Origin of the sequence: Aeromonas sp. 3P, assembly GCF_051919745.1 — a bacterium.
Classification (GTDB): domain Bacteria; phylum Pseudomonadota; class Gammaproteobacteria; order Enterobacterales; family Aeromonadaceae; genus Aeromonas; species Aeromonas veronii.
This window is the reverse complement of record NZ_JBQBED010000001.1, coordinates 683,767-698,962: the sequence shown is the minus strand read 5'-3', so window position 1 is coordinate 698,962 and position 15,196 is coordinate 683,767. Positions and strand designations below refer to the sequence as shown.

Here is a 15,196-nt window from a genome sequence, read left to right as displayed (position 1 = left end):
AGTTTGCGGGGGAAGTGTGACGGTCAGGTGATCGGGGGATGACAGCTTGATGACAGTCAGATGACGACGGGTCGACAGCAGGTGGCTTGGCACCGTGCGGATGGGCGAGGCGTCGCTAATTGAAGGCAATACAAACTCGGGAAGTTAAAACCAAAAAGCGAAGGCCAACACCTGTTGGCCTTCGACTGGCAGTTTATTGGTGGCGGTGTGTGGGGTGTGAACAAACCGCAGCCCTTCACGCTTACTGCTTGGCTTCGGTCTTGCCGTCGAAGCTGGCGCTCCACTGGGCCAGAATGGTATTGCGCTCGCGGGCAGCCCAGCTAAAGTCGTTGTCGATCATCTGGCCTTTGATATCCGCCGGATAGCCCGCTCTCGGTTGGGCTACATCGGGGATGGCGACCACGGCGAACGACTTGTTGTAGAGGGCGTTGGCCTGTTCGGTGGCGGCAAAGTCGAGCAGCTGTTTGGCGGCATCCAGCTTGGGAGTGCCCTTGATGATGGCGGCAGCTTCCATATCCCAGCCCGATCCCTCTTTCGGGAACACCACCTCGATGGGGGCTCCCTTGGCTTTGAGGCTGGTCGCCGGGAAGTCGAAGGAGATACCGATCACCGTTTCACCGCTGGCGGCCAGCTTGCAGGGGGCGGAGCCCGAGTGGGTGTAACGGTCGATGTTCTGGTGCAGGCCGTTCATAAATTGCCAGCCTTGCTGCTCGCCCATGGTCTGCAGCCAGCCCGCAACGCTCAGGTAACCGGTGCCGGAGGAGCTGGGGTTGGGCATGATCACCTTGCCCTTGTAGATGGGCTTGGTGAGGTCGGCCCAGCTGGTGGGCGCCGGGATCCCCTGTTTTTCCGCCTCTACCTTGTTGAAGCAGATGGCGCTGAAGAAGGCGTCCAGACCGATCCAGTGCGGCTCGGCCTTACTGTCGCGAAAGCGGCTGTCGAGCTTATCCAGCCCTTTCGGGGCATAGGCATTGAGCATCTGCTGCTGATCGAGCTGCATCAGGCTGGTGGCGGCCAGTCCCCACACCACATCCGCCTTGGGCTGCGCTTTTTCTGCCAGCAAGCGGGCGGTGACCACGCCGGTGGAGTCACGCACCCACTTGATGTTGATATCCGGATGCTGGCGTTCGAACGCGGTTTTCAGCTCGTTGAGCTGCTCCGGTTCGAAGGCGGTGTAGACGGTGAGATCGGTCGCGGCCAGTGCCGGGGCTGTCATGGCTGCCAGCATGGCGGCGGCCAGCAGATGGGTTCCCTGTTTCATCCTCTTCTCCAGTTAAATTGGTTTGGTATAAACCAGATTGGTCGAGAGAGAGGCTAGGGGATCTTTATGACGTGACCGTGACAGCCCCGTGACGTTTTGCCGTTCCTGATTTGTCCGTGACTAATCCTGGGTATCCACCTCGATCTCCAGACTATCGTGGCGCCAGTACTCCAGATCGAAGTCGAGCACCCGTCCGTGCTGATCGAAATTGAGCCGCTCGAGGCGCAGGGCGGGCAGACCGGCGGTGGCCCCCAGCGCCTTGGCCACCTCGTCCGGCAGGGCTGTGGGGAAGAAACGTACCTGCATGCGGGCGTAGTGGAGATCGTAATGGGCCTGGTAGATCTCGGTCAGACTGCCGTTGAGATCCAGTGCCAGCAGGCCGGGCACCCGCTCTGGCAGGCAGTGGTTCTCGCAGTAGCAGATGGCGCGCCCGTTGGCGTAGCGCAGCCGTTTTAGCAGAAACAGGCTGTCGAACGGCTTGAGCTGCAGTTGCGCCATCAACGCGGGCGGCACCGCCTGGCGGCTTTTCTCCAGCAGCTCGGTGTGCGGTTCTCCCCCTTGCTCCCGCACTATCTGGTGAAAGTTGGAGGTGCGTCTGGGGTTCAAGCGAAAGCGCGGCGGAGTGACGAACCAGCCGCGGCGATCCTCCCGATAGATAAGGCCGTTCGCCTCCAGCTGCACCAGTGCCTCGCGGATGGTGACTCTTGTGGTGCCATAGAGTTCCCCCAGCAGCCGCTCGGAGGGAAGCTTGTCGTTGGGGGCCAGACCCCCCGCCAGGATCTGGTTGGCGAGGGCATCCTTGATCTGCAGATATTGCGGTTTGCTCATGAAAATCCCTGGTTTTGCAATAAGTTGTGCAATGAGTTGGGCAATGGGCTGGGCATAGGGCAGGTCATCTGCCCGGTCGTTACACGGCAACATCAACATGCGTTGGTAGATACCAGTATCGCCCCTGCTGTTCAGGCTTCCTAGATTATCGCGATCCCGGCGCTGAAAATGAATTTTTTGTTGCACGTAGCGCCACCCCTTTGACCTTGGCGGGGCAGTTACCCACAATGCGCTCATTCTGGTATATACCAAAAGGAGCGAAGTCATGACCCATATTCCTGCGGCCCCCGGCGCCGTCGATTACCTGCTGCTGACCCCGGGCCCCCTCTCGACCACCGCGACTGTGCGTGCCGCCATGCTGCAAGACAGCTGCACCTGGGATGCGGACTACAACCAGGGGGTGGTGGAGCCCATCCGCCGCGAGCTGGTGCGGCTGGCCACTGGCCCGGAATATCAAAGTGACTACAGCGCCGTGCTGCTGCAGGGGAGTGGCAGCTATGTGGTGGAGAGTGTGCTGGGCTCGGCGATCGGCGTCGATGAGTGTCTGCTGATCATCAACAACGGCGCCTACGGTGCCCGCATGGGGGAGATGGCCCGCTGCCTTGGCCTGCGCCACCACGAGCTGGACTGCGGTGAGACCACCCGCCCGGAGCCCACCGCCATCGAGGCGATGCTGGCGCGCCACCCCGAGATCACCCATCTGGCCATGGTCCACTGCGAGACCACCACCGGTATGCTCAACCCCCTTGAAGAGGTAGCTGAGCTCTGCCAGCGCCGCGGCATCCGCCTGATCGTCGATGCCATGAGCAGCTTTGGCGGTATCCCCATCGACATGGGTCGCCTTGGCATCGAGTTTCTCATCAGCTCGGCCAACAAGTGCATTCAGGGGGTGCCGGGTTTTGGCTTTGTCATCGCTCGCCGCGTCGCGTTGGCGGCCTGCGCCGGGCGCGCCCGCTCGGTCTCCCTCGACCTGCATGCCCAGTGGCAGACCATGGAGCAGCAGGGGGGCAAGTGGCGCTTTACCTCGCCCACCCATACCGTGCTTGCCTTTGCCCAGGCCCTGCGCGAGCTGGACGAGGAGGGGGGCATTGAAGCCCGTCATCAGCGCTACAGCGAGAATCAGCGCACGCTGGTGGCGGGGATGGCGGCGCTCGGCTTTGCGCCGCTGCTGCCAGAAAAATGGCAATCTCCCATCATCACCGCCTTCTACTCTCCGGCCCACCCTGACTACCGCTTCGCCGACTTCTACCAGCGGCTCAAGGCGCAGGGTTTTGTTATCTATCCAGGCAAGGTCTCCCAGGCCGATTGCTTCCGTATCGGCAATATCGGCGACGTGACCCCGGAGCGGGTGCGCAGCTTGCTCGCCGCCATGGCCAGCGCCTGCTACTGGCAAGGGGACGCGCGATGACCAGCATGCTGGCTCAGGGTCGTGATCTGCGTGGCCGCGATTTGCATGACCATAAGCTGCACGGCAGCGGCCGCGCCGACAGCGAAGGGGATATCAACCTCGGCGAGGGGCGGGCGCGCTGGTGGGCAGACCAGTGCGAGGCGGTGCAGGCGGGATTGGCTGAGGATAGCCGCTACTTCCTCCATCAGGCACTCTCCACCCCCTGTCTGGATCTGCTTGAGCGCGCGCAGGGGAGCTGGTTGACCAGTGTATCGGGCAAGCGTTACCTCGATTTTCACGGCAACAGCGTCCATCAGCTGGGCCACGGCCACCCCAGGGTGGTGGCCGCGGTGCAGCAGCAACTCGCCGATCTGCCGTTTGCGCCCCGCCGCTACACCCATCAGGTTGCCATCGACTGTGCCCGCACCCTGGCCGAGCTGGCCCCCGGCGATCTCAACCGGGTGCTGTTCGCCCCCGGCGGCAGCGAGGTGGTGGGGATTGCTCTTAAGCTTGCCCGTTTCATCACCGGCAACAGCAAGGTGGTGTCCCTGTGGGATGCCTTTCACGGCGCCTCCCTCGATGCCATCTCGGTCGGCGGCGAGGCCTGTTTTCGCGCCGGTATGGGCCCCTTGATGGCCGGAGTGGAGCGCATCCCGCCGCCCACCCGTTATCGCGGCGTCTGGTATCGCGGGGAGGGGGATGACCTGCACTACGCCGATTATCTGGAGTACGTCATCGAGAAGGAGGGAGGGATCGGCGCCTTTATCGCCGAGCCCATCCGTAACACCGACGTACAGGTGCCCTCGAAGGCCTACTGGCAGCGGGTGCGGGAGATCTGCGATCGCCACAAGGTGCTGTTGATCGTCGACGAAATCCCCAATGCCCTGGGCCGCACCGGCCACTGGTTCAGCTTCGAGGAGTTCGGCATCGAACCCGACATCATCTGTCTGGGCAAGGGGTTGGGGGGCGGGGTGGTGCCGTTTGCGGCGCTCATCACCCGCGACCGTTTCAATCAGGCCGCAGCTATTTCGCTCGGTCACTACACCCACGAGAAGAGCCCCATCGGCTGCGCGGCGGCGCTCGCCACCATCACTACCATCCGTGAAGAGGGATTGCTGGCAAAAGCGCAGGAGGATGGCCGTTTTATGGCGGCCGAGCTCGGCAAGTTGGCCGAGCGTCACCCGCTGATCGGGCAGGTGCGCGGTATTGGTATGCTCTGGGCGCTCGATCTGGTGGTCGATCACCAGAGTCGCACCCGCAACAGCCAGGCTGCCGAACGGCTGCTCTACCGCTGTCTGGAGCTTGGGCTCAGCTTCAAGGTCTCTCAGGGCAATGTCATCCAGCTCTCGCCGCCGCTCAACATCGCTCGCGCCGATCTGGTGCGGGCCATCACCATTCTCGATCGCGCATTGGGCGAGATCGCACTTTCACCGAAACAGGAACATCACCATGACTGACTTGCAGACTGCCATCGACCCGACCACCGACGTGGAGGCGCTGATCCTCGACTGGGCCGGTACCGTCGTCGATTTCGGCTCCTTCGCCCCCACCTCCATCTTCGTCGAGGCCTTCGCCCGCGCCTATGACTTCCCCGTTACCCTGGACGAAGCACGCCAGCCCATGGGCCTTGGCAAGTGGGATCATATTGCCGCGCTGGGCCGTCTGCCTTCGGTGGATGCGCGCTGGCAGGCCCGCTTTAGCCACCCTATGAGCCACGCCGAGGTTGACCACATTTATCGCACCTTTATGCCGCTGCAGATTGTCGCCGTGACCCGCTTTGCCGCCCCCATCCCAGGTGTGCTGCCGGTGCTGGATGCTTTGCGGGGGCAGGGAATGAAAATCGGCTCCTGCTCCGGTTACCCCCGTCCTGTGATGGAGGCGCTGGTGCCAGCGGCGGCCAATCACGGCTACCGCCCGGATCACTGGGTCGCCACCGACGATCTCAAAGCCGGTGGTCGTCCCAGCCCCTGGATGGCGCTGGCCAACGTAATTGAGCTCGGAGTGAGCGCCGTGCATCGCTGCATCAAGGTGGATGACGCCGTGCCGGGTATCAGCGAAGGGCTTAACGCGGGCATGTGGACGGTGGGATTGTCGGTTTCCGGCAACGAATTTGGTGCCACTTGGGACGAGTTTGCCGCCATGAGTGAGGCTGAGATCGCCGCCCGGCGCGCACCGGCCGAGGCCAAACTGCGGGCGGCGGGGGCGCACTATGTGATTGATACCCTTGCCGAAATCGCTCCGGTTATCGCCGATATCAACCGCCGTCTGGCCGCTGGCGAGCGGCCGTAGGCCATCTGCTTGGTCTAACAAAAGCGCTTGGCTGGCTTGAGATACAACACGCCCCCATCCGGGGGCGTGTTGCATTTACAGGGGGAAGCCGTGCGCAGTCAGCGGATATTGACCCGCATCAGGGGAGAGGGGACGTTGTCGACAAAGTGGTGCCAGATATGGTCGTAGAGCGCCTTCTGGCCGGGGAAACTCACCAGTGCCTTGGCTTCGGCCAGGGAACACCAGCGATATTCGGTGTGCTCATCGTTGAGGGTCACCGCCTGATTGGGCGGGCAATAGACCACAAAGACCGGCACCACCTCCACCGTATTCAAGCTCGCTTCATAAAACTGCTCCAGATACTGGCCGTTGTAGAGTTCGGTGACCCTGATCCCCGTCTCTTCGCCAAACTCCCGAATAATGGTCTGCCAGCCGGTTTCACCCGCCTCCACCGTGCCCGCCACATGGCACCAGAAGCCCCCCTTGACCCGTTTCATTACCAGCAATTTGGTTTCGCCATCGACAGTGGTAAGGGCAACGCCAGAGACGGCCTTGCAGCGAATGGGGATCATGATCTTCTCTCCGGATTTGGGCTCTGTGATAGCCACGAACAGTGTGAAGGCGTGTTAATTGAAATACGCCTCGGCGGGTAGGCCCATGACCTCTATTTCATTCAGGCCATTTTTGGCCAGATAGTTGGCCACCAGATTGAACCCCACCCAGTAACCGGCATATTTGGGAAATGGCCGGTTATCACGGCAGTAGAAAAAGTCTAAAAAGTTGAACTGCTTGCTGGATAGATGGGGCGTCATCTCTGCCAGGAGCGATTGCCAGTCATGATGATGAGACTCCTTGAACAGCGAGGGGAGTGTGCCACCATTGAACCTCTGCTCAAAGTAGCAGGCCAGCCCTTCAAAAATCAGGTTTTCGGCCAGTGTTTCTGCTTCCACCTTGTTCTTCTTTTGCACGATATGGTGGACTTCGTGGGCTAGCACGGCAGGCAATTCGGTGATGATCACCTCTTTGATGTCGGGCCGTTCCAGATCAAGCTGGAGTTCTATTCGATACATGTTGATGGCCCAGCCACCGATACCCGAGTCGGGCGCATCCCCCTCGGCAAAAGGGCTGAAGGTGACATCCAGTTGGGGGAGATCGAACAAGGCATTCAATTTGTGCGCCGTCTCGGCAAAAACGTGCCTAATGGTGTCATCGAGTCCATCGAATTTGCCCGAGTCGTTTAACAGGGTGAGTTGCATCCAGACATCCTTGTCTATTGAAAGAGAGTGCTGAGCCACTTGCGTGGTCGCGGCGCCATATCACCACGATTACCCTCCTTCAATCAAGGTGTTACCCGCCCATTATGCTTGCCGTCTGGATCGCCTCAATCAGCGCGGCCCGGTTGATGCGAGGGCGCTCGCCATCGAGCAGTTGCTGCCACAGCGCAATGGCCTGGCTGTAGCGGCCATGCAGGAAGTGATCGGAGGCGAGCAGCATCAGGGCGCTCACTTCCCCCGCGTCCTGCTTGAGGGCACTCTCCAGCAGGCGGGTTGCCTCGGGAGTCAGCTGCTGGCCCGCCTGATAGTAGAGTACAGTGGCTTGGGCGGCCTGGGTCGCTGCACTGGCGCCCCCCTCCAGCAGGGCAATACGCTTATAGGCGAGCAGGGCGTTGTCATATTCACCCCGATAGAGATAAAGCTGGCCGAGCGCCGCCCAGCTGTCGAGATCGGCGGGGCTGCGTTGAAGCTTCTGATGCAGACTCCCCAGCTCCTTGTCCTGCAGATCCCGCGGGCTCAACCCCGCCAGCGGATCGGGACGGGATGCATAATCCTGCCATGCCTGATAGCGGCCGCTGCTGAAATACACAGCGGCAACGGCCGCGATGGCCATGATGCCAAGCAGCAACAAGGCCCGCCCGTGCTGGTTATTGCGGCCGCGATTGTCACGCTGGCTGGCCAGTTGCGCGCGCAGGGCCAGCTCAGCCGCCGGGATGGCGTTGGCCAGGCGGGCGGCGCTCAGCTCCCTGTAGAGTGGTTGGTCGGGGGCGAGGCCTGCCTGCTCCCCGTGCATGATCAGCCAATTCAATTTGCTGCGGGGATCGGCCGCAGGTTGATGAATGGGTTCAATCATTGCTCTAACGACAGGGATGGCTTGTACTTTTGTGCGCGTGAGGCGGCGAAACAGGGTCAACAGCGCCAGCCCCAACAGCAGCAGGGGACCGCCCCACAGCAGCGCCGTGCTGCTCTTTAAGGGGGGATTGTAGCGGACGAAATCGCCGAAGCGCTCCGTCATGCGGGCGATCACCTGCTCATCAGACTGCCCCTCGTCCACCCAGCGGTAGACCTCTAGCCGCAGATCCCGCGCGATGGGGGAGTTGGACTCCACCAGATTCTGGTTCTGGCACTGGGGGCAGCGCAGGGCGCGGGCCAGCTCTTGCGCCCGATTTTGCAGCTCGGGGTGGCGAAACTGATAGGTATCGATCCCGCTGGAATATGCAGTTGCACTCAGCAGCATGGCGAGGGCCAGCAGGGCGCAGGCAAGAGAACGGCACATCATGGCTGTGTCTCCCGAGCTGATATTGCAATAGCTGGTGCCGTTGTGGCGGCCTTTATCTGCGCGTCCGTTCGCGCCTGGTCGAGCAGGGGAGCAAACTGACGTTGCCAGATCCCTTTGGTAAGCTCGCCGGTATGGCGGGCTAGCAGGGCACCATCGGCATCAAACAGATAGGTCTCTGGCGTGCCGTAGACGCCGAGCTCAAGAGCCAGTTTGCCGTCAGGGTCGGCCAGTACGGCGCGATAGGGGTTGCCCGCCTGGATAAGCCAGGCGCGGGCGGCATCCCCCTTGTCCCGGTAGTTGAGACCGTAGAGGGGCACTGTGCCCGCGAGCTCGCTGAGCAGCGGATGCTCGGCGCGGCAGTTGGCGCACCAGCTGGCCCAGACGTTAAGGACAAAGGGTTCGCCCTTGAGGCTGGCGGTCTGGATCGGACTCCCGTCCAGCAGATTGTCGCTCTGCCACGCAGGCAGGGTACGCCCGAGCGTCGCTTCATCTTGGCTATATGGATTGTTGCCAAGGCCGAGCCAGAGCAGAGTGCCGAGCCCCAGAGTAAGGAGCAGGGGAAGAAAGAGACGCAGGCGGGATCTCATAACGCCTCCTGTTCGAGCCGTTGATGGGAGGTGCGAACCGCAACGGAACGAGAGGCAAGCAAGGGGCGACGGGCGAGCAGGCGCAGGGTGCCGCCCGCCATCATCAACAGGCCGCCGAACCAGATCCAGCGCACCAGCGGCTTGTAGTGCAGCCGCATGGCATAGGCATCTGGTCCCATCTTCTCACCCAGTACCACGTAGAGATCGCCGAACATTCCCCACGCGATGCCGGGTTCGTTCATGTTCATGGTGCGAACGCTGTAATGGCGCCGCTCCGGCGTCAGCCGCGCCACCTCTTTACCGTTCTTGTGCACGCTAAGCGTGATCCGCTCGGCGGTATAGTTGGGGCCGATCACCGGCTCGCGCCCCTCATAGCGAAACTCGAACGCGCCGAGTTGGTAGGGTTGGTTGGCACCAAGCACAGTGCCCCCCTCCTGACTGTGGTCACTCACCTGCGCGATGCCAAGGGCGCACACCGCCACCCCAAGGTGGGCCAGCAGGCTGCCGAGCCGATTGAGGGTGAGCTCGCGCAACGACGTCGGTTGCAAGAGCGGGAGCAACAGACTGGCCATCAGCCAGAGGCTCACCATATTGGCGAGGATGCCAATCCAGCTACCGGAAAACGATCCCTGTTCCAGATAGGCAAGGCTAAGCAGCCCGCCGCCAAGCAGTCCAAACAGCGGCGGCAACAGAGCGTTGAGTCGGGAATGTGCCGCAAGCTGCTGCCAGCGCAGGCGCGGCAGCTGGGTCATCAGCCCCATCAGGCAGAGGGCCAGCGGCACGAAGATGGCATTGAAATAGGGGGCCCCCACCGAGAGCGAGCCCAGATGAAGCGACTGGAACACCATGGGGTAGAAGGTGCCGAGCAGCACGCTGGCGCAGGCCACGCAGAGCAGCAGGATAGCAGCGCCGAGCAGCCCCTCCTTTGACAGCAAGCCAAAGCGGGCATAGGGGGCGCGAATGTCCGCCCGCAGGGCAAACAGGGTGAGGGCGCTGGTCAATAGCAAGCCGAGCAGCAACAAGAGGGTGAGGCCGCGGCTGGGGTCCACCGCAAAGGCGTGCACCGAGGTGAGCACCCCGGAGCGCACCACAAAGGTGCCGAGCAGGCTCAAGGCAAAGGTAAAGATGGAGAGCAGCAGTACGGCGTGGCCGTAAGCGCCGCGCTTCTCGCAGACAATCAGGGCGTGCAGCAGGGCAGTGCCCAGCAGCCAGGGCAAGAGGGAGGCGTTTTCTACCGGATCCCAGAACCACCAGCCACCCCAGCCGAGCTCGTAATAGGCCCACCAGGAGCCCAGCACGATGCCGGCGGTGAGAAAGACCCAGGAGCCGAGCGCCCAGGGGCGACTCCAGTGGGCTACTGCGCCATCGAGCCTGCCCGAATGCAGCGCCGCCATGGCGAAGGCGAAGTTGACCGCAAAGCCGACGTAACCGAGATAGAGCAGGGGCGGGTGGATGATAAGGCCGATATCCTGCAGCATGGGGTTGAGATCGCGCCCCTCCAGCGGTCCCGGAAACTGGCGGTCAAACGGGCTGGAGAAGATCAGGGTATAGAGGCAAAACAGCCCGACGATCAGCCCCATGATGGCCAATACCCGGGTGCGGATCAGCGGATCGACCCGCTTGGAGCAAAGGGCCACCAGAGCGCCCCACAGCCCCAGCGCAAAGACGAAGAGCAGCATGGAGCCCTCGTGGCCGCCCCACACGGCCGCTAGCTTGAAGCCAAGAGGCAGGGCGCTGTTGGCGTGCTGGGCTACATAGCTGACGGTGAAATCATCCTGGGCAAAACAGCTGGCGAGCAGCAGCAGGGCGGCCAACAACAGGAGCGCGACCAGGAGGGCCAGCGGCTTTGCGCAGCCCAGCAGCGGACGTGAGGCGAGCCGCAATCCCAGCCAGGGCAGCAGCCCTTGCAGCAGGGCGAGCCCGGTCGCCAGCAACAGTGAGAGATAGCCGAGCTCCGCCAGCACATAACCTCCGGTTCAATCTTTGATCTCATTCATGTCATGGCACACACGTAGCGTCGTCTCGCTTTGGCGGGGAACATTGCCAAGCAACGGGTGTGGCATCACCAGAAATTCATTGGGCCAGCAACAAACCAGCGCCAGTCAACCGAAGGGCGGCTGGTGCTTATCCCCAGCTTTCAATAACCGGTTCACGATCCGTCGTGAGAGGTCGTCAGCAAGGTAAAGAGCAGCGCAGGAACCGCAATGTATGTGAATACATGAGGATTCCGAGCAGCACATGAGCCTTGATCACGGCCTCGCAACAGGAGCGTGAACCGGTTTTTAAACTACCGTCATCTGGCCGGCATAAAGCACGAAGTAGCGCAGCAGCAGGATCCCCACCAGAGTCAGGCTGCAGACCAGCACCAGATGGCCGTTGCGCTCCCGCAGGGGCGCCGGGGCCAGCAGAGCCAGCAACTGGGGCAGCAGCATGCCGATGCCTACCACCCCGAGCCAGAACACCTGAGCCCAGAAGCCGCTGCCGATGGCGGCCCACATGGCCACCTCTTTCTGACCGCCACCAAAGTAGAGGCCGGTAAAGAAGCAGACCAGCAGCAACACCTCCACCGCCAGCACGGGCCGCTCGAAGCGATGCACAAAGCTCACCCCCTGACTGTGATGGTTCTCCTTGAAGATCGTCACCGCCAGCAAGATGGTGGAGGCGATGCCGGAGCTGATGCCCGAGACCAGAAACAGCACCGGCAGCACCGGGTTGTTCAAGAGCGGATAGGTCTTGAGCGCCGAGAGCAGAAAGCCTGTGTAGGCCCCCAGCAGCACGGCGAGCAGCAGCAACAGCGGCGCCAGCAGCCGCTCGATGCGGGCAAGCCAGCCAATCAGCCCATCCACAAAAGCGAACTTCTCTTTCAGCAACCGGCAGCGCATTGTCTCGATCTCGGTGCGAAACACCACAGCCAGCCAGGCGAACAGCACCACCATATAGAGCTGGAACAGCATGACCCCCATCGACATCACGGAGTCGAACTGGTAGTGGAACATCAGCTTCCAGAAGGTCCAGGGGCGGGCCAGATGGAAGATAAGGATGAGCAGCCCCAATATCACGCTCGCTGGCGCCAGAATGGCGGTTGCCTTGATGATGCCGCTCTCGCTGCCGGCCCCCTTGCGGCGCAGCAGCACCGAGAGGGTGGTGGCCCCGGCGGAGATGCCGAGCAGAAAGAGATAGATAGCGATGGGCCAGTCCCAGACAAGTGAAGGGAAGTGAAATGCGTCATGCAACATGATCCATTCCTCCCTCTGTTACTGCGGTAGATGGCGATCGGACAAATTCCCAGACAAGGGAAGGGTAGTGAAATGCCGCTTGCATGGTCATGACGTTATCTCCCCTTTGGGCACGCGGTACATCTTGGGCGAGGTGCCGAGCGCCTGCTTGTAGCGATAGGTGGTCTCCTTCACCAGCCGTTTGGCGATGGGGCTGTCCGGGTCATCCAGATTGCCGAACACCAGCGCCTTGGTGGGGCAGGATTCCACGCAGGCCGGCTCCTTGCCCGCCGCGAGGTTGGTCTTGCGGCAAAAGTCGCATTTGTCCGCCACTCGGGTCACAGGGTTGATAAAGCGCACCTGATAGGGGCAGGCGGCGAGGCAATACATGCAGCCGACGCAGAGATCCGCGTCGACATCGACGATGCCATCCTCCTTGCGGATATGGGAGGCGCCGGTGGGGCAGACATGCACACAGGGGGCGTTGTCGCAGTGCTGGCAAGATTTGCGAAAGAAGCGGTACTCGGCATCGGGAAATTCACCGACTGGGCCTGAACGGATGATCTCGAGGCGCGAGACCCCCTGTGGCACCTGATTCACCTCCCGGCAGGCATCCATGCAGGCGGTGCAGCCGATGCAGGCCGTCTCGTCGTGGATCATGCCATAGCGTATCCCGTCGATGATCTGGCTGTGAGTTAGGGGAGTAGCAAGGGAACGAGTCGGCCCCGTCATCATGATAAGGGCCCCTGCGCCCATGCCCGCCATAAAGTCACGGCGAGAGCAGCTCATGATGCCTCCTTGCCGGTAGCCGGTTTGGACTGCTCCTGCCGGGCCTTGCTGGCCTCATGCTGCTTGCTGTGGCAGTCGACGCAGAGCTTGATGCGGGATTTTTCCGGGATCCCCACCATGGGCTCCTTGGCCGGATGCAACTGGTGGCAGCTGGTGCAGGTGAACTTGGTGGCGTGCACATCGTGGGCCCAGAGCGCCTCGCGAAGCACTTTGGGCTCGTGGCAGCTCATGCAGACTCCATTCTGCTCGCTGATGGGATAAAGCTTGATGCTCTCTTTATCCTTCAGGCTGTGGCTGAAGCGCATCACATCCTTGACCCCTTCCCGGTGCTGGGGGGAGGGCTGGCCGTGGCAGTTGGTGCAGGTCACCGGCTTGAGGTTGTTGGGATTGGTCGCCTGACCATGCTTGCCGTGCATTCCCTCGCTCTGCTCCTTGTGACAGTCGGTGCAGGCCTTGTCGGGATTGCGTAAAAATTCCACCTCATGTGTAGCTGGAACAGGGGCAGCTGCCGGCTCGGCCGCCTGACCCTGCAGGCTGGTGAGCAGCATGGCTGCCATCAGCATCAGTCGTAAAAAATCCATCGTTAAATCACCCATAGGAAGCCTCCATCCGCTGCGGTCCCGACTTGGCGCCGGGCCCGCAGGCGCCGTTACTGTGCCAGCCGTCCGGCCGCTTTGGCCTCGGCATCCCAGGCGGGGACCGTGGTCTTGAGGAACTGGGCCTTGTCGCTGTTGAACTGCTTCATATCCATGCCAAGGGCGGCTTGCGCTTTCTCCTTGGTAGAGATGTCGGGGATGGCGATCTCGTGGCTGATCCCCTTGCTGGCCAACAGGCGCGCCAGCTTGGTGCGGGCGTCAGCGGCTTTATCCAGCGCGCTGCCAAGTACCTTGAGGGCCACTTCGGGGGCGTGCATCTGCACCCCGTGGGAGGCGATGGCGTAGTCCCAGCGCCACTGGGCGTGACGGATGTCCTGCAGAATATCCTTCATCTCTGCCTCGGTGGCGCCGGCATCCCAGGCCGCCTTGGCTTCAAAGTGGGCGTGTACCAGCTGCTTTTCGACCTTCAGCTTGGTCTCAATCACCGCTTCTTTGCGCTGTTTGACAATCCCTTGCAGCATCTCCTTGCTCTGGGTGTGGCAGTTGCGGCAGGTCTGCTCGAAGCGATCGAAGGGGTTGCCCACCTTGTGATCGGTGTAGATCTTGCCCTGCTCGTTCTGCACCTTGGGCATGTGGCAGTCGACACAGGCGACGTTGTTCTGGCCGTGAATGCCGGCGCGCCAGGTTTCGTACTCGGGATGCTGGGCTTTCAGCATGGGGGTTTTGGAGAGGGCATGGGTCCAGTCGGCAAAGCCGATTTCATCGTAATAGGCCTCCATCTGCTCCACAGTGGTGCCCTTGTCCCAGGGGAATTTGACCGCCTTGGTGGGGCCGCTGAAGTAATACTCCACGTGGCACTGGCCGCACACTTGGGACTGCTGATCAAAGCGCCCCTGCTCCTTGAACGGCTTGCCGATGGCGGTCATGGCCCGATCGGCATAGGGACGGGAGAGGTGCAGGGCAGGTTTACCCTCCTTGAACTCCTTCGAGACGGTGTCGTGGCAGTCGGCGCAGCCGATGGTGTTGACTACTTCCGGCCCGCCTTTTGCCCACATCCCCTTGAAGTAGCCATCCTCACCCTTCTCGTCGATGATGCGGGCCACATCCGGGCCTTTGCAGCTCCAGCAGGCCATCGGCAGGGGGCCATCTTCGGCGGTCTTGGGGGCGCCAGTACGCAGGGTTTCCCGCACGTCGGTCAGGGCATAGAAGTGGCCGCGCGGTTTGTTGTAATCCTTGGCGAAGGGGTAGCCGGCCCAGAGCACCACCATGTTGGGATCTTCCGCCAGCGCGTCGGTGCGCTCCTTGCTTTCGCTGGTGGCTTGCCAGCTGGTGAACTGATCGGCGTGATCCTTGGCGAACAGCTCGCTGCGCGCCTCTATCTTGCCATTGGTGGTTGCGTCATCAGCCAGTGCCCAGCCGCTGGTGCCAAGGCTGGTAGTCAGCAGCAGGGTGGCGAGGCCCAGTTTGATATGCCTGTGTTGTGAACCCACGTTTATCACTCCCAGATAAATGTTTTGGTCTCGTCTGACCCGTTCCATCTTGGTGTGGATCTTCCCCCCGTCGGGCGGGGTGGGCAGACATTCGCTTGCGGGTGAATAAAACCGCGCAATATATGATTGCTCGAGGGTTACCCTAACAAATAGGTAAATTTAATGATGATTTATCGGAGGGAGAGTTGTGCCAGATCAATTGGTGCACAGGATTGATCGCTG

Annotated in this window: 14 protein-coding genes; 3 read left to right on the top strand and 11 right to left on the bottom strand. The window is 61.7% G+C overall.

The features are described from left to right. Positions 1-241: 241 nt before the first annotated feature. The gene (locus ACTG19_RS03110; RefSeq protein ID WP_113739953.1) at positions 242-1,261 is read right to left on the bottom strand and encodes a putative 2-aminoethylphosphonate ABC transporter substrate-binding protein; all 1,020 of its coding nucleotides are present in this window, start codon (positions 1,259-1,261) and stop codon (positions 242-244) included. Positions 1,262-1,381: 120 nt separating this feature from the next. Beyond that, positions 1,382-2,089: a phosphonate utilization transcriptional regulator PhnR gene (gene phnR / locus ACTG19_RS03105; RefSeq protein WP_005352498.1), complete on the bottom strand. Its 708-nt coding sequence runs from the start codon at positions 2,087-2,089 to the stop codon at positions 1,382-1,384. A 265-nt stretch (positions 2,090-2,354) separates the two neighbouring features. On the opposite strand from phnR, the gene phnW reads away from it, so the two are divergent. From phnW to phnX, 3 genes are read left to right on the top strand one after another with little or no spacing between them, the layout of a single operon-like run. Then, positions 2,355-3,497 carry a 2-aminoethylphosphonate--pyruvate transaminase gene (phnW, locus tag ACTG19_RS03100; RefSeq protein WP_113739954.1) on the top strand — a complete coding sequence of 381 codons (1,143 nt, stop codon included), beginning with the start codon at positions 2,355-2,357 and terminating at the stop codon, positions 3,495-3,497. Continuing rightward, positions 3,494-4,933 (top strand): aspartate aminotransferase family protein, encoded by a 1,440-nt coding sequence (locus ACTG19_RS03095; protein WP_439988724.1) that lies wholly within the window; start codon positions 3,494-3,496, stop codon positions 4,931-4,933. The genes phnW and ACTG19_RS03095 overlap by 4 nt, the downstream gene beginning before the upstream one ends. Further along, entirely contained in the window at positions 4,926-5,765 is an 840-nt protein-coding gene (phnX, locus tag ACTG19_RS03090) for a phosphonoacetaldehyde hydrolase (protein ID WP_439970461.1), read from the top strand. The genes ACTG19_RS03095 and phnX overlap by 8 nt, the downstream gene beginning before the upstream one ends. 98 nt (positions 5,766-5,863) lie before the next feature. Here phnX and ACTG19_RS03085 read toward each other — a convergent pair whose 3' ends face one another. From ACTG19_RS03085 to nrfA, 9 genes are all read right to left on the bottom strand, one after another. Next, on the bottom strand, positions 5,864-6,316 hold the full coding sequence (locus ACTG19_RS03085; RefSeq protein WP_439970460.1) for an NUDIX hydrolase: 453 nt from the start codon (positions 6,314-6,316) through the stop codon (positions 5,864-5,866). 54 nt (positions 6,317-6,370) lie between these two features. Further along, positions 6,371-7,000: a DUF2268 domain-containing putative Zn-dependent protease gene (locus tag ACTG19_RS03080; RefSeq protein ID WP_416245645.1), complete on the bottom strand. Its 630-nt coding sequence runs from the start codon at positions 6,998-7,000 to the stop codon at positions 6,371-6,373. 91 nt (positions 7,001-7,091) lie between these two features. Continuing rightward, the gene (nrfF, locus tag ACTG19_RS03075) at positions 7,092-8,297 is read right to left on the bottom strand and encodes a heme lyase NrfEFG subunit NrfF (protein ID WP_439988723.1); all 1,206 of its coding nucleotides are present in this window, start codon (positions 8,295-8,297) and stop codon (positions 7,092-7,094) included. Next, the gene (locus tag ACTG19_RS03070) at positions 8,294-8,884 is read right to left on the bottom strand and encodes a DsbE family thiol:disulfide interchange protein (RefSeq protein ID WP_439988722.1); all 591 of its coding nucleotides are present in this window, start codon (positions 8,882-8,884) and stop codon (positions 8,294-8,296) included. Before ACTG19_RS03070 ends, nrfF begins: the two co-directional genes overlap by 4 nt. Further along, positions 8,881-10,848, bottom strand: coding sequence for a heme lyase NrfEFG subunit NrfE (gene nrfE / locus ACTG19_RS03065; protein WP_439988721.1), 1,968 nt, complete (start codon positions 10,846-10,848; stop codon positions 8,881-8,883). Before nrfE ends, ACTG19_RS03070 begins: the two co-directional genes overlap by 4 nt. A gap of 318 nt (positions 10,849-11,166) precedes the next feature. Then, positions 11,167-12,120 carry a cytochrome c nitrite reductase subunit NrfD gene (gene nrfD, locus ACTG19_RS03060; RefSeq protein WP_139746703.1) on the bottom strand — a complete coding sequence of 318 codons (954 nt, stop codon included), beginning with the start codon at positions 12,118-12,120 and terminating at the stop codon, positions 11,167-11,169. Between the two features lie 87 nt (positions 12,121-12,207). Beyond that, positions 12,208-12,888, bottom strand: a complete 681-nt coding sequence (gene nrfC, locus ACTG19_RS03055; protein ID WP_439988720.1) for a cytochrome c nitrite reductase Fe-S protein — start codon at positions 12,886-12,888, stop codon at positions 12,208-12,210. After that, positions 12,885-13,484, bottom strand: a complete 600-nt coding sequence (nrfB, locus tag ACTG19_RS03050; RefSeq protein ID WP_439988719.1) for a cytochrome c nitrite reductase pentaheme subunit — start codon at positions 13,482-13,484, stop codon at positions 12,885-12,887. Before nrfB ends, nrfC begins: the two co-directional genes overlap by 4 nt. Before the next feature lie 53 nt (positions 13,485-13,537). After that, entirely contained in the window at positions 13,538-14,974 is a 1,437-nt protein-coding gene (nrfA, locus tag ACTG19_RS03045) for an ammonia-forming nitrite reductase cytochrome c552 subunit (protein ID WP_439988718.1), read from the bottom strand. Between the last annotated feature and the right edge of the window lie 222 nt (positions 14,975-15,196).